Raw genomic sequence first — 19,833 nt, forward strand, 5'->3', positions numbered from 1 at the left:
CTATTCTTTCTGTGTCGTGTGTTTCGTGGTGCGCTCATTGAGCCTCCTGATTGCCAAACGGTCTGCCTGACACTGCTCGACCACCCCGTAGAGGATGGCGTTGAGCTGCAGCGACTCGCCCCACAGCAACCCTGGCGGTGGCCGCGGCACGTCCAGCGGCGCGATGCGCTCAGCCGGTACCGGCACCCACTGACGCACCTTCTTCTCGACCGGCACGGTGTGCACGATCGGCTGACTCGCGCAGGCGCTCAACAGCACTGCCAGGCACAGGACGGCCGGCACAATCATCGGGCCGCAGCGCGGCCTCGATCTGCGCCTGCAGCGACTCGACCTCGCGCGCCAGTCGTTCGGCCCGATGAGCACGCCGCTCGCGGTCAACCGCGTGCTCGGTGTCGATAAAGGTTTCTTCGCCCACGCAGCGGTCGAGTTCATCGCGCAGCTCCTGTGCAGTGGCCAGATTGGCGTGTGTCGCCTGCCGGCAGGTCTCGAGCCGCTCGCCGATGCGCCCGGCATTCTCGCGCGCCTGGCCAAGTTGCCAGGTCTGCCAACCCAGCCCGGCCAGCAACAGCACGATGGCGGCCGCGCATGCGATCAGTCCCTTGAGCATTGCCGGTCTTGACGCAGGCACACCGGCCGGCCGGGCCAGCCCGCGGATGCGTAGCGTGGTTCGAGCTCGAGCAGAATGCGCGTGACATAGCCGCGGTTGTCTTCACGCGCCCACCCGGCGCGCTGCGTGTAGCGGGCAACGTGGCCGAACCACCGTTGCGAATCGCCACCGGCGGCGGCCGTCAGGCGTTGATCGCGCCCAAGCCAGCCGATGCCGCCGTTGTAGGCGCTCAACGTCATGGCCCAGCGGGCACAGTCGTTCTTTGCCTCGATGCGCTGCAGCAGCCAGTGGTTGTAGTACACCTGCGCCAGCAGCGCCCAGCGGGGATTGGTCGGATCGGCCGGCGCCAGCTGTCGCGGATAGATCTCGGCCATCCAGGCGGCCGTTTTGGGCATGAACTGCGTCAGGCCGCAGGCACCGGCCCATGAACACACCTCGGACCGCCAGGCTGACTCCTGATGCACCTGCGCGGCCAGCCGGGCCACGGGGGCGGTCACGCCAAAGCGCGCCTGAGCTACCTGCGTGAGATAGCGCTGATGCTCCCAGGCACCGGCCGGCACCTGGGCGGCCGCCGGCTGGCAGGCGAACAGCGCGCTGACAATGCCCAGCGCCAGAAAGGCCAGGCCCGCGAACAGCAGCGCTCGGCCGCGCCGGTGCTCAGCGCGCAGCACGCCCATGCGTGAGAACAGCGCCGGGTTCATACGGCCACCGCCACGGCAATCATGCCGGCGGCAATCACCAGCGACTGGCTCAAGCCCGCCAGGCAGCGATGCAGCGGCTCGGTGTAGTCGCCCAGTTTAAGTTTCATGAGCCGGCGCGAGACGATCCAGCCGATCAGCGCCCCGGTGGCCACCTGGCCGATGGAGCCCAGCCAGCGCGACAGATAGCCCGAAGCCGCAAAGCCGATCAGCAGCACTGCGACGACCAGCAGGGCAATGGCCCAGACCTCCAGGCCGCGAATCTTGTCGATGATCTTGTTGAAAAACTGCATGGCAAAAACCCTTGGGTACAGGTAGTGCCATGTTCAGCGTGAGGCGGGGATTGTTTCAGCGTGAAGGGATTCACGCGGGGTGGCGCCGTGGCCGATAATCAGTGTGCACTAAGAGTTGCCGTTGGCGCAAGCATCAAACAGCCGGCCCTGCCGTTCGCGGTCTTCTTTCTCGCGGCGCTTGCGCGCGCAGATCTCGAGCACCCAGCGCCGGGTGATGTTGTACTCTCGTGCCAGCTCGGATTCGGTGGCGCCGGCCTCGCGCCGGGCGATGAGTTCCTCATCACGCAGCTGGATGAGAATCTTGTCTTCCTTGGGCAGCTCCAGGCGCTCGCCGCCGTGGTGTTCGGCCAGCCTGGCCAGCGCGCCGTGGCCGATGATCTGCGCCAGCACCCGGTCGGCCGTTGCCTTCTTGGGCACCCACACCTGCTGACCACCGCGCGCGCGGATCAACTTGAGGGTGGCAGCATAGCCGATGCGCTGCACCAGCATCTTCAGCTGCGGCGGCAGGCTGGACAGTTCCACCGGGTGTTTCTCGATTTCAGTCACGCTTTTACCCCCTTGAGCATGGCGCGTATCTCGGCCAGGTGGCGCCGGGCCTCTTCGCGGTCGGCCGGCGGCGGCTCGATGGCCTTCGGCTGCGGTCTTGACGGCAGCACTTCCAGCAGTTGCTTCGGCGCCGGCCAGCGGTCCACCCGCGTGGCCAGGCGGGTGAAGGCCTCGAGGATGCGCGGCTCGTCTGCGCCCTCCTGCCAGACCTTTCCGCAGTTCCACAGCAGATGAATCCACAGGCGTTTGGTGGCCGGCATCAAGTCCAGCGCCGGCTCGTTTGGCAGGCTGAGCGCCACCAGCACCTTCAGCCCGTCGGCCACGGTGCGCCTGAACCACTGCGGCGCTTCAGTCTTCATCCAGCACCTCAAGCGCCGAGAGCCGCTTGGACTTGGGCCCGGTATTGGCCGCGGGTGTACGTGCCACCGGCTTGGCCTCCTCGAGCACGGCGTCGAGCACCCGGGCCAGATAGCGGTGATTGCTCAAGGGCTGCCAGTCGCTGCCCTTGCGCCGCTCGTCCAGGGCGGCCACCGTGCGCAGGCAAGCGGTGGCCAGCTCGTCGAAGCTGGCTTCCACCTGCCGGCTCATGGCCAGCACCTCGCCGGCCAGGCGATGGGCGCGGGCCCAGCGCAGCGCCTGCTTGGGCGGCTTGAACAGGCCCAGATAGGCAATCAACGCGCTGCCGGCCGGGCCGGTTTGGGCCAGCAGGCCAAACAGCTTGCGCGCCTCGGCATCCTCGGCCAGGCCGGCCAGCTCCAGGCGGCTGTTGCACTGCGGGCAGATCAGGTTCATGCCTGCACCGCCTCCTCGACGTGCTCCTGCCTGGCCCAGGCACGCAGCGCCTCGATCACGACCACCGCCTCGCGATGGGTCAGCCAGTCCGGCGTGTGCTTGCCGGTCAGCCGGTGGCAGAACTTGCCCAGTGCAGCTTCGGACCGGTTGCGCACCACGCCTGCCCGGTGCAGGCTGATCCACATCGCGCGGATCTTGTCGGCCTGCGTCTTTTCGCCGGCCTTCTTCTGGCGGCTGGCCGGAGAGTACTGGCGCCGCCCCGGCTTCTTCGGCGCCCAGCCCATCCGCCGGAAATGATTGAGCAGGCGCCGGCGCTCGGCATCGGTGCAGTCGCCGGACGAATCCGTGCGGCCGTCGGTCACGCCGGACACGGCCGCGCGGTAATCCTCGTCGGACATGCCGAGATCCCGGCGAGCCATGTGGATCAATCGCAACTGATAATTTCTCACTTCACAATTCCCTTGGTTAGCCATGCTTTTGCCTCACTGCGCCATACGTGGCCATGCCAGGACTTGCAAGGCCTGGCCTAGACGTGAATTCATGCGGCTTCTGCCAGTTCAAGCGGCAGCGCGGGGGCAACCGGGGCATTGGCCCAGTACAGCACCACCTCGCCGTGCTCGATCGGCCCGCCGCCCAGGTACAGCCACTGATCGCCATCGCGCTCGCCCATGTCGACAGTCAGTTCGTCGTCGCCGCCGAAGCGGTAGGCGATCAGCACCGGTTTGGCTTGCGGCGGCAGCGCGTGGTGTACCGACAACCAGTCGGCCTGCGTGATGCCGGTGCCGCTTTTCTCCACACCGGCCATCACGCTGCCTTCCTTTCCAGGTCTTCGGCCTCGGCCAGCAGCTTGCTGACCAGCTTGTCGACCTCGGTGTCGGTGCTCTTGACGACCACGTGGTCCACATCGGCTTCGATCTGCACGCCGATCTTCTTGAGTTCCGCGCCGCTGAGCTGGCTTAAGCCCCCCTTGAGCGGGGTTTCCTTGGTGGAGACAAGATTGTCAAACTGCTCCGGAAAATGCTTGCGTACCAGCTTGACCACCTGGGCGGGATCTTCAAACACCAGCCGGCCCTTCTGCTTGGTGTAGCCCACGCGGATGCCGGCGATGACGAGCGTGCGCGGCTTTTCGAACAGGTGCGGGCCCAGCTCCACGGCCTGCTCCAGTTCGCTGCGGATATCGCTGGCCTTGGCCACGGCATTCTTGATGCCCTGCAGCCGCCGGCGCTTGGCAGCCTCTACTTCCTCGTTGAGGGTCTGGCAGCGCTCGGCCAGCAAATCGTAGGCCTCGCGGTAGTTTCGGCACAGCTTCTCGATCGTGCCCAGGTCAATGGATTGCGTCTTGTCGATCACGGTTGTTGCTCCTTGATGAGTTGGCGGCGCCGGCGCTGGAGCGTGGCCCGCACGGTCTTTTGCAGGTGCGGCAGCTTCATCGCGGCCTCGACCTCATCCAGATCAAAATTCTTGACCATGCTGATTCGGTCGGGCGCACTGACAGCGCCGCAGGGATGGCCGCCCCACTGGCCGGTGATGAAGGGGTCACCTTGTGTTGGCATCGGCAGATTCCTCCTTGGTGGTGTTGTTCTGCTCGCGCAGCTCGCCCAAGCGCTGCTCCATGCGCGGGCGTTCGATGTCGAGCTTGAGCTGCTCGACCAGCTCGGATAAGGAAATGCGCTTGAGGTTTGCCTCCTGGCGGAATGCGGACATGGCCCGTGATCGGAACCAGGCTGCGGTCTCGGCAAGCTCCTCTTCATTGGCCGCCCAGAAGTAGCCGCCACCCCGGCCGTTGTGGTGCGCAATCGGGTGGCCCTGGGCGCGCAGCTGCGAGATGATCGAGCGCACCACGCGGCTTTCTTCATACCTCGCCGAAGGCACCACGGCGCCGCCCTGGATGGCGGCGGTCAGCTGCGTCATGGTGATGGCGTTGGCCTTGCCAACGTGGCGCTGCAACACGCTCAGCGCACGTTCCTTGAGCAGTTCGCGATCAAGCTGCATTGGGCCCTCCGGTATATTCGCCGTCGAGATCCAGCCCGGCGCGATTGGCAACGCGGACCAGCTCGTCCCAACTGATGGCGGTTTGCCGACCGGTCTGGCGCGAATGCACCATCAGGCGCTCGCGGCCCACGGCCAGCTTGTAGCGCCGGCCGTCTTCGCTGCTGGCTTCGCCCAGGGCGCACGAAACAGGCAGGTTCACGACCTTGCTCATGCCTGCCTCCTCGCCGGCGTGAAGCCGAGCAAATCGCGGCTGATCTTCTTGACCAGCGCCGGCGTGAGTTCGCGACCCTTGTTGATGCCGTAGTCGAGCACGCCGGGAATGACGCCGGCGCACAGCACGCGGGCCGAGCCGTCGCTGGCGCGCTCGAAGGCCTCGAGCAGCTCGTCGGTCAGCTCGATATCGGGCAGGTAGGCGCGGGTCAGGTCGCGGATGTCGTCGTTGCTGCAACGCTTGATGAGCGGCGGCCAGTAGTTCACCCGGCTGGAAATCTGGCCAAAGCGCCCGCGCGGGTCGCGCACCATCGGCAGCAGCCGCTCGGTGCCGCACAGCACCACGCCGGCGCCGGCCAGATCGCGCACCCGGCGCAGGTATTCCAGGGTGGATGCCGAGCAGGTCTCGGCCTCGTCGAGCAGAATCAGCGCCTGCTTGCCCTTGAGCGCGCTGATGATGGCGCGCAGCTTTTCAGCCTTGGTGCCGCCGGTGGTGCCGCGCGCGGTCTTGACGGGGCAGCCGATCTGGCTGACAAGCTCGTCGAGCAGCACGCTGTGCGTCATGGCCGGCAGTCCCTCGATGAGGTACACGCCTTCCTGCTGCTCGGCAATGCGCTTGAGCGCGGTGGTCTTGCCCGTGCCGACAAACGCAGCAACCACGCCGAAGCCGCCGTAGCGGCGTGCGCGGTAGCAGGCGGCCACAATGGCGCGGTGCACGCTGGTTTCTACATAGGCGCCGTCGACTGGATCGTGTTCCGGCACGTTCTGGTCCCAGTCGCCCAGCTCGAGGTCGTGGCCCAGGTAGCCGTCCAGGGCCGTGCGCATGTCGCCCAGGAACTTGTCCAGGCCGTTTTTGGTGTAGGTGCCCGAAAGCACCAGGTTGACCGTGCTGGCGCTGATGCCGGCCAGCCGGCCCAGGCGCCGCTGCGACAGGCCGGCGGTGGCCATCATGGCCAGAATGGAGCGCACCTGCATGCGGTGCTCGCTGGTGTAGACGCTGGGCCATTCGGTGCGGTTGGCCGCTTCGCTGATCTTGGTTTCGATTTCCGGTTGTGGCATTGCCCTGGTTCTCCTGGTGGTGGGTGGTTCAGTAGTCGGTGGAAAAGATGTCGATCTCTGGATCGTCGGTGTCGTCGCCGCCGTCATCACGATGCGCCGGCTGCCCGCCGGCCGCCGCGCGCTTGAGGCCGGCGGCGTGCAGATCGTTCAGGTCGTTGTGCTGGGTTTCCAGGCGATGAATCTCGTCGGTGACCTCGGTGGTGTCGCGGCCTTGCTGGAAGCGCCGGTCGTGCTCCATCGCACGGATATGATGCAGGCGTGCAGCACGCTCGCGCGCCTTGATGCGCGCCTGCTCGACGCGCGCGGTCGGGATGATGGGCGTGCCCTGGTCGATCTCGGCGTCGCACAGCCATTCCTCGCTGTGCAGATCCAGCACCCGGATCTTGCGGCCGTCCCACGGGTCGTACTCCACCCACACTTCGGTGCCGTGGTCGATCGTGTTCAGTTCGATCGAGCGGTAGATGAGGGTGTTGAAGTTGATCTCGCCGCGTTGGACCACGCGCTTCTCGCGCGGCCACATCAGCGATTCGTGGTCGGCCTTGTAGAGCTCGCCGGCGTGGGCTTGCCAGTACTCCAGCGGTGTGCAGCCCAACTCCGGGTGAATGCGCTCGGTGTTGTACCAGTGCAGCCAGGTCTTCAGCCGCTCGACGAACTCATCCTGCTCGGGGTAGAGCGACTGGACCTTCTCGCGCTCCGCCGCCCGCGGCGTGACGATGCGCTTCTCGTGATCCTTGCTCACGTCGTCGCCGCAGTACGTCGGCCAATCCTTCGCGAAGTCTTCCTTCAGGAAGCGGAAGAAGCGTTCCACCTGGGCCTTGGCGCGTGCGTTATATGGAAGGGCCTTCAGCCACTCGATGCCCAGCCGATCGAGCAGGCCGCTTCCGGCGGCGGTGATCGCCTTGGCCACGTAGCCGGAGCCGCCGTCGGTGTAGAGGAACAGCGGCATGCCGAACTGCTTCACGCCGCGCGAGAAGGCCCACATCACGGCGTACTGGTTTTCCTTCTCGGAGACGAAGGCACCGACCACCATGCGGGACTTGACGTCCATGAATACGGTGAGCTCGGGCCGATAGAGCTTGCGGCCGTGCGGGTGCAACATCCGCACGTCCAGGGTGTGGCCGTCGGCCATCCAGATCGTGTTCGAGCCGATGTTCTCCAGGCTGCGACGGATGAACGGCAGCAGCTCCTTGCGCAGCTCGTCGGCGCTGCGCCGACCCTTCTCGCGCTCGGCCAGCGGAATGGACTTCAGGTAGCGCTCCACGCGCTTGGCCGTGGCCGTCTCGTGGCCTTGCTTTCTCAGGTCCCGCGCCACCTTGCCGTAGCCGGGCTTGGTCGGCACCCGGTAGGCCTTGAGCGCAGCATCTTCCCAGCCCCAGACCGTGCGCGTGCGCCCCTTGTAGTTGGTGCCCAGCCCGACGAATCCTGCTTCCTTCATCTTGTCGTGCCAGCGGTCGACGGTCGAGGGACTGACTGTGGTGGTCGACTGGCGGCATACGGCCTGGGCCGCCCACTGCCTGAAGAAGTCAGGTACATTGCCGGCCTTTTGGTCCTTATCGAACTTGCGCGCCTTGGACAAAATCGAAGGGCCTTCATAGGTCTTGTCGATCCACCGAACAATGCGCATCCGGTAGTCCTTGCGAATCTGATCCTTATTGCGCTCGCTCATGCTCATCACCGGGTCTTCTTGCGGCCCTTCTGGCGGTTGCTTCCGGGCCGCTTGCGGTCCTTGCCGTGCTGCTGCGTGGCGGGGTCGAATTCAGGGTTCAGTGGATCGAGCTCGAACAGACGCTCCAGCCGGGTGCCGGCCGGCTTGTCGAAGGCGCGCCAGTTGTTCATCAGCGCCTCGATGTAGTCGCGCGCCTCTCGCTGCTGGGCGTCGGTCAGCTCCACCGGTAGGCCGGCGTCGTTGTCGTGCAGCAGGTGCGCCCAGCGGTCTTTCACGCGGGCCTCGAAGGCCGTCATGGTCATGCCCACTTCCCGGTAGCCCTGCAGCAGGTGACGGACGATCATTTCCTTGGTCTCGTCGTCGTCGTAGGGGCACTCCTGAAGCTCTTTCTCCAGGGCCCGGAAGGCGGAAGCGGCTAGCAGCCGAACCGCCGAGACATGCTCGGCCACCACCAGGCGGGCCTGGTTGAGGAAGGTCATGGGATTGTGATGAACGAACTTCTCCAGTCGGCCGACCGCCTCGTCGCGCTCCTCCCGGGCCTGCGCGGCTTCCTGGGCGTTGCGCTCGGCTTCCTTCTGGGCCTTGATCAGGGCGTCGAAGTCACTAGCTGAGCGTTGATTGATGTTCTCTAGCGCGCCTCGAGCCGCGAGCAACTCAAGCTGATCTTCCCCAAGCTGCGCCAGCTTGAGTTGGCGACGAAATGGCAAAGCGGAAACGGCGTTGCCGTTTTGCCCCTTCAACGACAGCAAGAGCCGTGCGACTTGCATTCGAGATCTGGCCGTTCGCGGATTGATCCCAGCGCGCTCGTAGGCAACTTGCAGCTCGCCGTGCTGCGTGTTGTCCTTAAGCCACAGCAAGTAGTAGCCCTGAATCGCGTAGAACCGGTCAATACCGTCCTGGCATCTAACGACGACATCGACCGCGTACTTCGCAAGACTCTGTGGGTCATCGGTCGACGGGGGCTCTGGAAGATCGATGTCCTGGCCGGACTGCTGCAGCCGACGGACGGTGGCGACGGCCTCCGCGAGTTCGGCGGGCAGCTGCAATTCCTGCGCTTCCTTCTTTTCGCTCTTGCTCATTTCCAGCCCCGCTCTCCGCCAGGATCGCCCCACCGGGTTGCTGAGCCTTCCTCCTCGTATTGGCGGTTTTCATCAGTGGTCTGGGCCGTCGCCATGTTTTGGGCATCGACAACCATCGGTCGCCAGTCCTGAACAGGCAGGCCCAACCGAACTACTGCTTTATCCATTTCGGCCTGGATTTCATCGGCCACCGCCTGCCAGCTCACTGTCTTGCCAGCACCGTTGCGCTGGATGATCCGATCGGCAATGAAACCTTCGAGGTAGTACAGCAGGTGGCCGAGTTCGCCGCGGAATGCCTTGTAGCAATCCACGACTTTTTTCATTTCCCTCAGCATTTGATCTTCGTCATAGTCTTCAATCTCTTTACGGATCGAGATCTGGAAGTAAAGCGGGTGATATATCGCGCCAAAAGGCACATAGGCCGGCATGTAGAGCTCTTCCGGATAGTTCTTCAGGAAGCCTTTGCCCTGAACGGATGTGCCGCAGTCAGGCTGGTCATGTTTCTGTTTTTTGTCGCTCATCAGTGCACTCTCCCACTCACGTTTCGCTCCAAGTTCGCGCTTTTTCTGCTCGCGCATTCTGCGCACCCGCTCTATTCGCTGCCGTTCCATTTCGTTAATAAAACCGCTTTCGCTTCTCATCAATGCACCCTCCCACTCACGTTTCGCTCCAAGCTGGTGCGCAGGCGGTTCAGCGCGCTGACGAAGCCGGCGAAGGCATCGCAGTGCTGTTCGGCCTGGTCCTGGTAGGTGTCCCACTCGGTCTGTGGCGCTGATGGCCTGGGCGCGCGGGGCATGGTGCTGAGCATCAGGATGCGCACATGCATCGGCGCCGCGCCGGCTACGTCGCGCAGGCGGTGGGTGATGTGGTCGACGATCTCGCGTTTGGCGGGCGAGAAATCCCGCAGTTCTTCTCGGGTCATGGTGTGCTCCCTGGTGGGTGAGTTGGTGTGGCTCATGCCGCCTCCGGCTGGTGGTCGTAGCGGGTTTCGACTTTCTCGGCCAACTGGTGCAGGGCCGCGGCGAAGTCTGCGTCGCGTTCGGCCTGGTCGCGCAGCGCCTCGAGCAGCAGCACGATCTGGTAGGTGCTCAGGTGCACCCGGTCGGCACTGATGCTGCACTTGTGCCGGGCCAGCGCGTAGCAGGCTTCGTCAAGCCGATCGGCCGGGTTGGTTTTGGGGGTGATGGATCGGTCCATTGGTGTCTCCTGGTGGTGGGGGTTTAAGCGGCCTTCTTGGTCTGCGAAGTAGCCTTGGAGTGGTTCGCAGCGCCGGGGCGAGACTCGCCGCGCGTAGCCTTGCGCCGACTCGCAGGGCCCAGCAAAGATTGATACTTTCCGTCCGGCCACAGGCGGTTGAGGGTCAGGCCGGTAATTTCGGCCAGCTTGGTGGCGACGTTGGCTGAGGTTTCGCGGTCGTGCAGAACACCGTTGACGGTCGGGCGGGAAACACCCAGGCGTTCGGCCAGATCAGCCTGAGAGGAGCCGACCATGCTCAGCGCCCAGGCGCGGTCGGCGCCCGTGACGGGCGACTCGCCGTCGAAGATTCGGAGAAGTTTCTCCTGGGTGCTATCCTTCATTTCCTGTGTCTCACATATTCGACTAGCGCAAAGCATAGTAGAGATTTCTCTACTTTGCAAGCATGGAGTAGAAAATGACCGACTATGGAGCCCGCCTGAAAGAGATCAGGCAGACGAAGGGCCTGAATCAGGAAGCGTTCGCGGCTCTATGCGGCGTTGGGAAGCACACTCAGATTAGCTATGAGCAGAACAGGACAAGGCCGACAATCGATTACTTGGAGCGGCTGGCCAGTGCTGGTGGTGACGTGCTCTATTTGCTCACCGGTCTACGAGACCCCAAGCTACTCTCGGAAGAGCAGCGCCGGCTGGTAGACATGTATGCCGGGCTCAACGAAGATCGCCAGCGCGATTTGATGGCCAAGGCGCTGGATCTGTTCATCGAGGAAGGCCGGGACAAGCCGCGCCCCGGCCAGCGCATGCGGGAGGGCAAGGGCAACACCGTCACCGGCAAGATGACCCCCATCAGCAAGGGCGACAAGCGCTAGAGTTCCCGCCTGCGGTCGACACCTTGTATATAGGGCGCACTCAGCGCCCGGCCGGTCCCGTCCGGCCCAGAAATCACCCGAGCGCGCCCGGCGGGGTTGGACCCCCATCCAGAAAACACCCGGAAAACACCTCCACGCGGATCAAACAGCCCGTTTTAGCCAAAAGACGGCCTACCCTACTGGGTCGGGGGTCAAACGGCCTGTATGAGCTAACCGTCCAGCCCGCCCCAATTTGCGCCCGGCGCCCCGGCCGGGGTAAATTGGCGCTGAAGCGCCCGAAGCCGGGATACAAATCGCCAGCGCTGGCGACTCCTTATATATAGGCGGCGGTACGGCTTGCCGCCCCGGCTCTGTGATTGGGCTGATTCAGGGCTTATAATGAGCGGTCAATCGCGCGGGCCCCGGAGATTCCCCCATGTTTGACATTGCCCAATTCGAAGACGCTGGCCGCGACAACGGGATTCGATACTGGCTGGCGCACGACTTTATGGAAGCGCTGGGGTACAGCTCTTGGGCGAGTTTTCGCCAGGTCATTCAACGTGCCCAGTCGAGCTGTTTACAGCTTGGCATTGATGCCGACGACGCCTTTATCCGGCACGATCTGGAAGACGGTACCAAGTCCTACAAGCTGACCCGTTTTGCTTGTTATCTGGTGGCCATGCAGGCCGATGCTAAAAAGCCAGAGGTCGCTGCAGCCCAGGTGGCTCTTGCCAGAATTGCCGAGGCGCTGGTCGAGGAGCGCATTTCTGACAACAGCCTGGCGCGCCTCGAGGAGCGGGGCAAGCTTTCAGAGGCAGAAAAACAGCTTGGCGGTTCAGCCAAGGAGGCGGGCCTGACTAGCGGCCAGGATCACGCAATCTTTCGTGACGCCGGTTTTCGCGGCATGTACAACATGCCACTGCGCAACCTGCAGCGACTCAAGGGCTCTCCTGCGGGAAAGACGCTTTACGACTACATGGGCCTGACCGAACTGGCGGCCAACACGTTCCGAGTGACCCAGACGGCCGAGCGTATGCGGCGCAATCAGGTTCGGGGTTTAAGCCAGGCCACGGTGACTGCCTCCGATGTTGGGAAAGAGGTGCGCGATATTATGATCCGCTCATCCGGCGTGCGGCCTGAAGAGCTGAAGCTCGAGGGGCCGATCAGCAAGGTCAAGTCGCAAATCAAGGCCACGAACCGGAAAATGCAGAAGCTCGACTCGCCCAAAAAGAAGGCGACGAAGAAGAAGGCCGCAAGGAAGAAATCGGCCGGAAAGTAGAGAGGCTCCCCCGCCCAGCGCAATCCGCACCCGCGCCCCTGTTTGGAAAACACCCGGAAAACGCCCGTGAGAGTGCTACAGGCGATTTTTGCACCCTTGCCGCCCACTTGTGCCGGTCTGACATCGCAGCGCCGCCAATTCCTGAACCGTCCAGCCCGCCCCAATTTGCGCCCGCCGCCCCGGCCGGGGTAAATTGGCGCTGAAGCCCGGTCATGGGGGCTGGGCAGAGCTACCACCAGGGGATTCCATCATGAAGATGAATTACTTCGGCTACTACTTGGTTGAGAAGGAGACCAACCAGCGGATTCGGGTCGATTTGCGAAGGTTCTTCGCTGCCTTCTCAGGTTTTGAGAACCGGAAATACAAGAATAGCTTCACGGATAAGGGCGAAAACGTCTACCTACTTCAGAGCGTTCCGGGGCTATTTCTGTACATCATGACCCAGGAGAACGACGTAATGATGCGCGTGAACAGGGACGACCTTTCACTAGCCGATGTGAGAGAGCTGCTTGAGCGGAGTGAGTCATTGGGTGCTGCATCCTATCTGACTGTGAAGCGTAGTTATATGGGCTTTGGCTACACCATCAAGGCGCCACGCATTCAATCGTTTTGCCGGTTTGTAGACAGCATTTTGGAATCTGTCGGTTTGTTCGAGTACTCGTTTGGAACCACGCCGCTTCAGCTACAAACGACGCCGGCTGAAGCTGCCAAGATGAACTTTCTGGGAACGGCTAAGATCGAGGTGACTCCGAGCCATAGCTTCTATCAGAACATACAGAAGTATCTTGGGCTACCCGATGATGCATTCGAAGAGATGGGTGCAGTAGAGGTGGTGCTTAAGCCAATAGCCAGGAAGAACATTGCCGAAGTAGGTAGAGCGGCAATGAAGCAATTCGGCACAAAAGATGTCGATAAGTTCATTGTTCGCGGCAAAGAAGATGTTCACGACAGACTGACAGACCTGTACCTAATCCAAGGCGGCGTATTGGGTGACAATGTGGATATCAGTGACTCAAAAACCGTGGCTGCCCAGATCGACGATAATATTTCACGCAACGAGGCACTGAAGAAGAAGGTGAAGGACCATGAGGCAGATAAAGCGATCACACAGAAACGGATTGCGCGCCTTGATCGGCTGTCTGATAGTGCTGCCTGGGATGATTCTGTGGGCGATATACAAGACGGTAGTTAGCTTTCACCCAGCCCTCGCGGTTGGCCTGATGTCAGGGCGCGAGGCAATAGCTGGAATCGTTGCCACTTTCGCTTTCACAATGCTGGGGTTTCTGGCAGCCGTAATCACGATCTTGTTCGCTGTTTCTCAATCAGAGGCCTACCGACTGTACGTCGAGAGAGATTTTGCCAATCTGTTCTTCGCGACGTACTTCGCAACCATCTTCATGTTATTCGTTACTGCTGGTGCGGCTGTGCTCAACCTGGCTGCAGAAGCGACCGAGCTGACTTTTGTCGTAATGATGGTCACATTCACCAATGCCTGCGTGCTGGTGGCAGTCGTCACAATCATTTTGTGCAATCTAGCCAAGCGTGCCACTCAACACTAACCAGCTGCCAGTGTCTGATGAGTGAGTGTTCGCCGAGTGCTCGACTGCAAGACTTCCCACCACCAGGGAGGAATCGATGATGGAGATGATCCGGGTCCGCTCTTCGGCGATTAGCGCCGTGGGATACAATGCCGCGGCCCAAAGGATGAAGATTCGATTTACAAGCGGTGGCACATACACCTACTGCAGGGTGCCGCAACACATCTTTGATGGTCTGATGTCGGCATCCTCAAAAGGCTCGTACTTCGACCGGCACATTAAGGATCGCTACCAGTGCTGACCTCGAGGCGACGGGCCAGTTTCTTGAGCTGCTTTAGCGCACCCGTGTTGTCGATGCGCCAGCTCGTTTCTTCGGGTTCGACTTCAGGCAAATCTGTAGCGACGCAGTTGTTGCAGGATTCAAGCGCAAGCCCTATGGCAGTGATCGCCCGTTCAATTTCAGAGTCAACATTTGCCTGAGATTCCTGCAAGGGCATTGCCTGCACAGCGTCTGGGTGACTCGCGGCCTGCAGTTGGTCGGCCAGCTCGTTTCGTTCTGCCAGGGCCGACTCGAACAGCTTAACTACCCGCTCTGCATCTTGCTGGCCCAACTTCTCGAACACCTCCTGCCGCTTCTCAAAGCCCGCAAAGTCACCCTCATACTCATGCAAGACAGAGCAGGTGCCACAGCCTTCCGGCTGATAGAGCCACTGGATGACGGGATTGAAATCATTCTCGTGTTGCACCACAAGAACTGCGCGGTCGTTGACGGTGAATCGCCTGAAGAATTGCGCTTGCATTTGATGCCCTCCAGTCGGATCTAGTAGCCCAGAGACAGCAGCATTAAGACGATGACGGTCACGGTCGTCTCCCGGTAGTGATGATTGACGCCTCGCGGCGCGTAGTTCATGCTATCTATGGCCATACCTGCATGGCCGCGTGAAGCACTTCACGCTGAACCCCCCTCCTTCCTTCCTCGAAGATGCGCTTCATGGCGAAGCGCGATTTCAAAGGTTTCAACGACTGGGTCGAGATCTTCCAGGCCGGTGATCACACCGACGGCCACGGCCGTTCGGGCACCTGGACGGAGGAAGACCTGGACCAGATGGTGGCCAACCACAATGCGGCCACTGCTGCCCCCCTGGTGATCGGCCACCCCGAGACCAACGACCCGGCCTATGGCTGGGTGGAGTCGCTGCAGCGGGCCGGCAAGTCCCTGATGGCCAAGTTCAAGGATGTGGTGCCGCAGTTCGAGCGGGCCGTGGAGACGGGCCGCTATCGCAAGCGGTCGGTTTCCATCGGCAAGGGCCGGGACGGCTGGAAGCTGCTTCACGTCGGCTTTCTGGGCGCCAAGCCGCCGGCGCTGGATCTGGCGCCGATGAACTATGCACGGCCCGACGATGTGGAGCGCGTGTTCGAGTTCGAGGCCGAGCCCGACTGGCAGACCCCAAACGTCATTTCGCGGGCCATGCGCCGCCTGCGCGAGTTCTTGATCGAGCAGTTCGGCCGCGATGCCGCCGACCGGGTGATGCCCGACGGCGACATCGAGTTTCTGGACGAGCACGCCGACGACTTGCGCAATCGCGAACGCGTGAGAGATTCAGAACCCGAGCCGGCATTCACTGCGCCGGCGGCTCAATTCAATCGTGGAGGAAGGAACGTGCCACAGCAATTCACGCAGGAAGAGCTCGACCGCGCGGTCGAGCGGGCCAGGAACGATGTTCGCCAGCAGTTCGAGCGCAAGAGCGCAGACCTGGAAGCCGAGCTGAGCACGGCCCGGGCCGAGCGCTACAAGGCGGAGTTCGCCGCCGAGCTCGACAAGCTGCAGGGCGAGGGCAAGCTCACCCCGGCGCAGGCAGAAGGCGCGCTGGAGTTCATGCTTTCGCTGGCGGCCGAGCCGCAGGAGTTCGAGTTTTCTGCGGCTGATGGCAAGTCGACGGCCAAGAAGGATCGACTCGACTGGTTCCGCGAGTTCGTCAAGGCTCTGCCCAAGCAGGTGGAGATCGGCGCTCGCAAGGACGACGCGCCGCCCGCGGGCCCGGCCCGCCGCTTCAACGCGCCGACCGGCACGGTGGTGGACAGCGACCGGCTGGACCTGCACGAGAAGGCGCTGGCCTACGCCCGCGAGAAGAACGTCACTTACTACGACGCCGTGCGCGCCGTCGAACAGGAGGCCTGAACCATGCCTGCAACCAAGATTCCCGTTCTGACGCTGACGGCCCTGGCGGCCGCGGCGATTACCGAGCGCCAGGCCGTGGGCCATGACGGCGATGTCGCCAGTGCCGGCGACGCGATGTTCGGCCTGGCCACCTGCGACGCTGCGGCCGACGACCACTTCGCCGTGGACGTGCTGGGCACGGGCATCGCGACGGCCGGTGCCACGGTCACCGTCGGCCAGGCGCTGGAAGTGGGCGCCAACGGCCAGCTCATCCCGCTGAATGCCGGCACCCAGGTGGCGCGTGCGCTTTCCGGTGGCGACGCCGGCCAGCCCATCGAAGTTCTTCTGATCCCGGCCTGAGCAAAGGAGTCAACGAGTCATGCCGAATACTGCACAACGCCGGGTCATCGACCCGATCCTTTCGACGGTCGTCCAGGGCTATCAGCACCCCGAGCACGTGGGCCTGAACCTGTTTCCGCGCGTGACGGTGCGGACCTCGGGCGGCAAGGTGATCGAGTTCGGGCGCGAGAGCTTCCGCCTGTACAACACGGCCCGCGCGCCGGGTGCGGCCACGCGTCGGATGACCACCGGCTACGAAGGCAAGCCCTTTGCCCTGGAGAACCACGCGCTCGATGCGCTGGTGCCGCGCGAGCATCTGCGCGAAGCCGAAGAGGTACCTGGCATCGACCTGGCCACGGAGTCCACCAACGACGTGATGAGTGCCATGAGCCTGTACCTGGAATACCAGCAGGCCACGATGGCGCGCGATACCAACAACTACGACGCGGCAAACAAAGTGGCGCTGTCGGGCACGGACCGCTGGGGCGACTACAGCAACTCCGACCCGATCGGCGACGTCGAGGCTGCACGCAACGCCGTGCGGTCCAAGGTGGGGCTCTACCCGAACGTGCTGCTGCTGGGTGCACCGGTGTTCGACCAGCTCAAGCACCACCCGACCATCGTCGACAAGATCAAGCACACCCAGACGGGCGTGCTGACCGAAGACCTGCTGGCCAACATCTTCTCGATCGGCAAGGTGGTGGTCGGCAAGGCGGTGGCCCTGGGCGACGACGACACCCAGTTCGACATCTGGGGCAAGGACGCGATCCTGGCCTACGTGCCGACGCAGATCACCGGCGTTCGTCAGCCGAGCTACGGCTACACCTACACGATGGACGGCCACCCGATGGTCGAGCAACCGTACTGGGACAACACCCACAAGAGCTGGGTGTACGGCATGGCTTACGAGCGCGCCCCGGTCCTGTCCGGAATCGAGTCTGGATTCCTGATCCAGACGGCAGTTGCCTGACCCCTCCCTGGTGGGCACGTGAACGCCGACGGCAACCAGGCGTGACTGCCGCGAGAGCGCGGCCTCGAATTGCCATAACGAGCACCAGGAGACACGAAGTCATGAACCAGGCAAGCGAAGAGATCACGGTCATCGTCTGCACGCCGCTCAAGCGCAACGGCAAGCGCGTCGCGCCCGGCACTGAGCTGGACCTGACCATCGCCGAGGCCGCGCCCCTGCTCGAAGTTCAAGCGGTGCTGGCCCGCGACTACTCGGATACCCACGACGCGAGGCCCGATGACCCGGACGGCACGGCACCCGGTGCCACCAGCGAGGCAGGCGAGAACGGTGGCGGCTCGGATGATGGCAAGGGCGCCGGTGCTCCGCCCGCGCCGGACGGGCCGCTCAACATCAACTCGGCCACGGCCGAGCAGCTTGCCGGCGTGTCTGGTCTGGGCGAGGAACTGGCCGCAGCTATCGTTGCTCACCGCGAGGCCAACGGGCCGTTCGAGTCGCTGGCCGGCCTCGAGGCCATCAGCGGTATCGGCCCTGCCTCGGTGAAGAAGCTGGCCGACCGGCTGACGGTGTAGGGGCATGAACTACGCCACCCAGAACGACCTGATCGAGCGCTTCGGCGAGGATGAATTGCTGGGGGTTGCGGAATCGGAAACGCATGGTACGCTCGACGAATCCCGCGTCGAGACAGCCCTGTCCGACGCTTCCCGCCACATCGACTCCTATCTGCGCCTGCGCCGATCGGTACCGGTTGACCCGGTTCCCGACGTTCTTGTGGGCGCCTGCGCCGATATCGCGCGCTTCAAGCTGCATGACGACCACGCGCCCGAGGAAGTGGCCGAGCGCTACAAGGCCACCATCCAGTGGCTGAAGGACATTGCCGCGGGCCGTGCCAGCCTGGGCGAAGAAGACACCTCCATCACCGGCAGCGGCCGGGTGGCGCGCCGCGCCGGCAAAAGCGGATTTGACTGGGATGCACACGTTGTATGAGCGGGCCGCTGGACCTGACGCACTGGGTGAGTCGCCTGGGCGATCAGGTGGCCGACTTGAAGAAGGTGGGCCTGGCCGGCGATCTGCAGAAGGTGCAGAACATTCTGCGCGCAGTGCCCGCCGCCTGGGTGATGCCGGGCCCAGAGAACGTGGCCGCCAGCGAGGCCAGCGCGCAATTGCGCTACCGCATGCGCTGCCAGGTGGACATCGTGATTGCCATGCGCCACTACGGCGACACGGTGGGCGGCCAGGCCACCGACGCGCTGCGAGCACTGCGCCTGGGTATCGGCACGGCGCTGATCGGCTGGCAGCCACCCGATGCGCTGGTGCCCGTAATTCCCAAGGGCGGGGAGCCGCTGAGCATGGCAAGCAATGCCATGTGGTTCCGCGAACGATTCGAGACCTCCGTGTGGAGATGAACCATGCCTGAGAAGTTAAAGACCCGACCGAACGACGGTGGCAGTTACCGCCACGACAGCGACGGCAGCTATACGCGGCTTGACACGCCGCAGAAGCCCGACCCGGGCAAGAGCACGCGCACCAGTCGCGCTGCACAGCCGGGCAAGGGTGCCGGCAAGGGCTCGAAGCCCACCAACAACGTGCGCGATCTGCGCGACGGCAAGAAGGAGTAAATCATGCCTCTGGATATCTTCAGCCTACGCGCACTGCGCCACAAGATCGAGGCGGTGGAAGGCACCGCCGAAACGCTGGCGGCCAGTGACGCTGTTCAGATCCTCAACGGCGAGGGCCAGATTGCCACCGACCAGATCGAGCGCGAGCTCGACCGGCCGGCTGGCGGTGCGCGGCCGTTCGTGCCGGTGCGCCGACGCATTACCGTGACCGGCAACATCGAGCTGGCCGGTGCGGCCACGGCCGGCGATGCAGCTCCCATCAGCGGCCTGCTGCGCAACATGGGCCACACCGAAACCCTGAACGCCGGCCCGCCGGCCAACGCCGAATACACGCCGGTGCTCAACAATTTTCCGTCGGCCACGTTCTTTTTCTACCACGGCGGTGAGACCCTGCAGGCGGTCGGCGGCCGCGGCCGACTGACGTCGATCGATCTGGCGATCAACGATTTCCCCAAAGCCGGTATCGAGCTGCTGGGCAAGGTGGAAGGCGCAGTGGAAGAACCGGTGCCCACGGATGATCTCAGCGCCTTCCAGTCGCCTGTTGTGGGGGTGGAGGCCAACATGACCGTCGAACTGGGCGGAGTTGCGCTCGAGGCGGTGAGCCTGAGCCTGGATCCCGGTATTGATCTGGGGCTGGTCTACCACACCGAAGCGACCATCAGCCGTCAGTCGTCACGCTCGGTCACTGGCACGCTGCGGGTCTATCGCCCGCTTGTGGCCACGGCCGATATCCGTTCGATGGCGCAGGGCCAGACCCAGCAGGCGCTGCTGGTCGACTACGCGACTGGCACGGCGGCCAAGAATCTGTCGCTGCAGGCGCCGTCGGTGCAGATCGGCGAGCCCCAGAATGCCGACCTGGACGGCCTGCGGGTGTGGGACATTCCCATCCGCTTGCTGCCCGATGCCGGCAACGACGACTACACCCTGCGCTTCGGCAGCCGGGTCTGAGC

At 63.5% G+C, this 19,833-nt stretch carries 34 protein-coding genes; 13 read left to right on the forward strand and 21 right to left on the reverse strand.

The features are described 5' to 3' along the window. From lysC to ACEWQ0_RS03720, 20 genes are all read right to left on the reverse strand, one after another. Positions 1-288 (reverse strand): Rz1-like lysis system protein LysC, encoded by a 288-nt coding sequence (gene lysC / locus ACEWQ0_RS03625; protein WP_476484523.1) that lies wholly within the window; start codon positions 286-288, stop codon positions 1-3. After that, a complete protein-coding gene (locus ACEWQ0_RS03630) occupies positions 170-607 on the reverse strand; it encodes a hypothetical protein (RefSeq protein ID WP_476484587.1) in 438 nt (145 codons plus the stop codon). Before ACEWQ0_RS03630 ends, lysC begins: the two co-directional genes overlap by 119 nt. Further along, positions 592-1,308 carry a transglycosylase SLT domain-containing protein gene (locus ACEWQ0_RS03635; protein WP_476484524.1) on the reverse strand — a complete coding sequence of 239 codons (717 nt, stop codon included), beginning with the start codon at positions 1,306-1,308 and terminating at the stop codon, positions 592-594. Before ACEWQ0_RS03635 ends, ACEWQ0_RS03630 begins: the two co-directional genes overlap by 16 nt. Then, positions 1,305-1,598, reverse strand: a complete 294-nt coding sequence (locus tag ACEWQ0_RS03640) for a hypothetical protein (RefSeq protein ID WP_476484525.1) — start codon at positions 1,596-1,598, stop codon at positions 1,305-1,307. Before ACEWQ0_RS03640 ends, ACEWQ0_RS03635 begins: the two co-directional genes overlap by 4 nt. Positions 1,599-1,706: 108 nt before the next feature. Then, on the reverse strand, positions 1,707-2,144 hold the full coding sequence (locus ACEWQ0_RS03645; protein WP_476484526.1) for a Mor transcription activator family protein: 438 nt from the start codon (positions 2,142-2,144) through the stop codon (positions 1,707-1,709). After that, the gene (locus ACEWQ0_RS03650; protein WP_476484527.1) at positions 2,141-2,503 is read right to left on the reverse strand and encodes a hypothetical protein; all 363 of its coding nucleotides are present in this window, start codon (positions 2,501-2,503) and stop codon (positions 2,141-2,143) included. Before ACEWQ0_RS03650 ends, ACEWQ0_RS03645 begins: the two co-directional genes overlap by 4 nt. Beyond that, positions 2,493-2,936: a hypothetical protein gene (locus ACEWQ0_RS03655; protein ID WP_476484528.1), complete on the reverse strand. Its 444-nt coding sequence runs from the start codon at positions 2,934-2,936 to the stop codon at positions 2,493-2,495. Before ACEWQ0_RS03655 ends, ACEWQ0_RS03650 begins: the two co-directional genes overlap by 11 nt. Next, entirely contained in the window at positions 2,933-3,334 is a 402-nt protein-coding gene (locus ACEWQ0_RS03660; RefSeq protein ID WP_476484529.1) for a regulatory protein GemA, read from the reverse strand. Before ACEWQ0_RS03660 ends, ACEWQ0_RS03655 begins: the two co-directional genes overlap by 4 nt. Before the next feature lie 140 nt (positions 3,335-3,474). Further along, positions 3,475-3,741 (reverse strand): hypothetical protein, encoded by a 267-nt coding sequence (locus ACEWQ0_RS03665; RefSeq protein ID WP_476484530.1) that lies wholly within the window; start codon positions 3,739-3,741, stop codon positions 3,475-3,477. Beyond that, positions 3,741-4,286: a hypothetical protein gene (locus tag ACEWQ0_RS03670; RefSeq protein ID WP_476484531.1), complete on the reverse strand. Its 546-nt coding sequence runs from the start codon at positions 4,284-4,286 to the stop codon at positions 3,741-3,743. The genes ACEWQ0_RS03665 and ACEWQ0_RS03670 overlap by 1 nt, the downstream gene beginning before the upstream one ends. Further along, on the reverse strand, positions 4,283-4,489 hold the full coding sequence (locus ACEWQ0_RS03675) for a hypothetical protein (RefSeq protein ID WP_476484532.1): 207 nt from the start codon (positions 4,487-4,489) through the stop codon (positions 4,283-4,285). Before ACEWQ0_RS03675 ends, ACEWQ0_RS03670 begins: the two co-directional genes overlap by 4 nt. Continuing rightward, positions 4,473-4,928 (reverse strand): hypothetical protein, encoded by a 456-nt coding sequence (locus tag ACEWQ0_RS03680; protein ID WP_476484533.1) that lies wholly within the window; start codon positions 4,926-4,928, stop codon positions 4,473-4,475. Before ACEWQ0_RS03680 ends, ACEWQ0_RS03675 begins: the two co-directional genes overlap by 17 nt. Continuing rightward, positions 4,918-5,139 carry a hypothetical protein gene (locus tag ACEWQ0_RS03685; RefSeq protein ID WP_476484534.1) on the reverse strand — a complete coding sequence of 74 codons (222 nt, stop codon included), beginning with the start codon at positions 5,137-5,139 and terminating at the stop codon, positions 4,918-4,920. The genes ACEWQ0_RS03680 and ACEWQ0_RS03685 overlap by 11 nt, the downstream gene beginning before the upstream one ends. Further along, a complete protein-coding gene (locus tag ACEWQ0_RS03690) occupies positions 5,136-6,197 on the reverse strand; it encodes an AAA family ATPase (protein WP_476484535.1) in 1,062 nt (353 codons plus the stop codon). The genes ACEWQ0_RS03685 and ACEWQ0_RS03690 overlap by 4 nt, the downstream gene beginning before the upstream one ends. Before the next feature lie 28 nt (positions 6,198-6,225). Beyond that, positions 6,226-7,863, reverse strand: a complete 1,638-nt coding sequence (locus tag ACEWQ0_RS03695; protein WP_476484536.1) for a transposase — start codon at positions 7,861-7,863, stop codon at positions 6,226-6,228. A 5-nt stretch (positions 7,864-7,868) separates the two neighbouring features. Beyond that, complete coding sequence (locus tag ACEWQ0_RS03700; RefSeq protein ID WP_476484537.1) at positions 7,869-8,942, reverse strand: hypothetical protein; 1,074 nt, start codon at positions 8,940-8,942, stop codon at positions 7,869-7,871. Continuing rightward, positions 8,939-9,583, reverse strand: coding sequence for a hypothetical protein (locus tag ACEWQ0_RS03705; RefSeq protein WP_476484538.1), 645 nt, complete (start codon positions 9,581-9,583; stop codon positions 8,939-8,941). The genes ACEWQ0_RS03700 and ACEWQ0_RS03705 overlap by 4 nt, the downstream gene beginning before the upstream one ends. Next, positions 9,583-9,900, reverse strand: a complete 318-nt coding sequence (locus ACEWQ0_RS03710; RefSeq protein ID WP_476484539.1) for a hypothetical protein — start codon at positions 9,898-9,900, stop codon at positions 9,583-9,585. The genes ACEWQ0_RS03705 and ACEWQ0_RS03710 overlap by 1 nt, the downstream gene beginning before the upstream one ends. Continuing rightward, positions 9,897-10,139 carry a hypothetical protein gene (locus tag ACEWQ0_RS03715; protein WP_476484540.1) on the reverse strand — a complete coding sequence of 81 codons (243 nt, stop codon included), beginning with the start codon at positions 10,137-10,139 and terminating at the stop codon, positions 9,897-9,899. The genes ACEWQ0_RS03710 and ACEWQ0_RS03715 overlap by 4 nt, the downstream gene beginning before the upstream one ends. Positions 10,140-10,162: 23 nt before the next feature. After that, entirely contained in the window at positions 10,163-10,519 is a 357-nt protein-coding gene (locus ACEWQ0_RS03720) for a helix-turn-helix domain-containing protein (protein WP_476484541.1), read from the reverse strand. A 74-nt stretch (positions 10,520-10,593) separates the two neighbouring features. Between ACEWQ0_RS03720 and ACEWQ0_RS03725 the strand changes: the two genes are divergently transcribed. The 5 genes from ACEWQ0_RS03725 to ACEWQ0_RS03745 all read left to right on the forward strand — a co-directional run bounded on the left by ACEWQ0_RS03725 (position 10,594) and on the right by ACEWQ0_RS03745 (position 14,101). Further along, positions 10,594-11,004 carry a helix-turn-helix domain-containing protein gene (locus ACEWQ0_RS03725; RefSeq protein WP_476484542.1) on the forward strand — a complete coding sequence of 137 codons (411 nt, stop codon included), beginning with the start codon at positions 10,594-10,596 and terminating at the stop codon, positions 11,002-11,004. A gap of 415 nt (positions 11,005-11,419) precedes the next feature. Next, a complete protein-coding gene (locus ACEWQ0_RS03730) occupies positions 11,420-12,262 on the forward strand; it encodes a BRO family protein (RefSeq protein WP_476484543.1) in 843 nt (280 codons plus the stop codon). Positions 12,263-12,512: 250 nt separating this feature from the next. After that, positions 12,513-13,454 (forward strand): hypothetical protein, encoded by a 942-nt coding sequence (locus ACEWQ0_RS03735; RefSeq protein ID WP_476484544.1) that lies wholly within the window; start codon positions 12,513-12,515, stop codon positions 13,452-13,454. A gap of 28 nt (positions 13,455-13,482) precedes the next feature. Further along, entirely contained in the window at positions 13,483-13,821 is a 339-nt protein-coding gene (locus ACEWQ0_RS03740) for a hypothetical protein (protein WP_476484545.1), read from the forward strand. Between the two features lie 145 nt (positions 13,822-13,966). Beyond that, entirely contained in the window at positions 13,967-14,101 is a 135-nt protein-coding gene (locus ACEWQ0_RS03745; protein ID WP_476484586.1) for a KTSC domain-containing protein, read from the forward strand. Here ACEWQ0_RS03745 and ACEWQ0_RS03750 read toward each other — a convergent pair. Beyond that, complete coding sequence (locus ACEWQ0_RS03750) at positions 14,079-14,600, reverse strand: hypothetical protein (RefSeq protein WP_476484546.1); 522 nt, start codon at positions 14,598-14,600, stop codon at positions 14,079-14,081. The genes ACEWQ0_RS03745 and ACEWQ0_RS03750 overlap by 23 nt on opposite strands. Positions 14,601-14,791: 191 nt before the next feature. On the opposite strand from ACEWQ0_RS03750, the gene ACEWQ0_RS03755 reads away from it, so the two are divergent. The 8 genes from ACEWQ0_RS03755 to ACEWQ0_RS03790 all read left to right on the forward strand — a co-directional run bounded on the left by ACEWQ0_RS03755 (position 14,792) and on the right by ACEWQ0_RS03790 (position 19,831). Beyond that, positions 14,792-15,979: a hypothetical protein gene (locus ACEWQ0_RS03755; protein WP_476484547.1), complete on the forward strand. Its 1,188-nt coding sequence runs from the start codon at positions 14,792-14,794 to the stop codon at positions 15,977-15,979. Between the two features lie 3 nt (positions 15,980-15,982). After that, on the forward strand, positions 15,983-16,318 hold the full coding sequence (locus ACEWQ0_RS03760) for a capsid cement protein (protein ID WP_476484548.1): 336 nt from the start codon (positions 15,983-15,985) through the stop codon (positions 16,316-16,318). Between the two features lie 19 nt (positions 16,319-16,337). Continuing rightward, on the forward strand, positions 16,338-17,267 hold the full coding sequence (locus ACEWQ0_RS03765) for a major capsid protein (RefSeq protein ID WP_476484549.1): 930 nt from the start codon (positions 16,338-16,340) through the stop codon (positions 17,265-17,267). Between the two features lie 101 nt (positions 17,268-17,368). After that, positions 17,369-17,836 carry a ComEA family DNA-binding protein gene (locus ACEWQ0_RS03770; protein ID WP_476484550.1) on the forward strand — a complete coding sequence of 156 codons (468 nt, stop codon included), beginning with the start codon at positions 17,369-17,371 and terminating at the stop codon, positions 17,834-17,836. A gap of 4 nt (positions 17,837-17,840) precedes the next feature. Continuing rightward, complete coding sequence (locus ACEWQ0_RS03775) at positions 17,841-18,251, forward strand: gp436 family protein (RefSeq protein WP_476484551.1); 411 nt, start codon at positions 17,841-17,843, stop codon at positions 18,249-18,251. Further along, on the forward strand, positions 18,248-18,670 hold the full coding sequence (locus tag ACEWQ0_RS03780; RefSeq protein ID WP_476484552.1) for a phage tail terminator protein: 423 nt from the start codon (positions 18,248-18,250) through the stop codon (positions 18,668-18,670). The genes ACEWQ0_RS03775 and ACEWQ0_RS03780 overlap by 4 nt, the downstream gene beginning before the upstream one ends. A 3-nt stretch (positions 18,671-18,673) precedes the next feature. After that, positions 18,674-18,883 carry a hypothetical protein gene (locus ACEWQ0_RS03785; RefSeq protein ID WP_476484553.1) on the forward strand — a complete coding sequence of 70 codons (210 nt, stop codon included), beginning with the start codon at positions 18,674-18,676 and terminating at the stop codon, positions 18,881-18,883. Positions 18,884-18,886: 3 nt separating this feature from the next. Next, a complete protein-coding gene (locus ACEWQ0_RS03790) occupies positions 18,887-19,831 on the forward strand; it encodes a phage tail tube protein (protein ID WP_476484554.1) in 945 nt (314 codons plus the stop codon). Positions 19,832-19,833: the final 2 nt, after the last annotated feature.

This window comes from Wenzhouxiangella sp. YN9 (genome assembly GCF_056324165.1).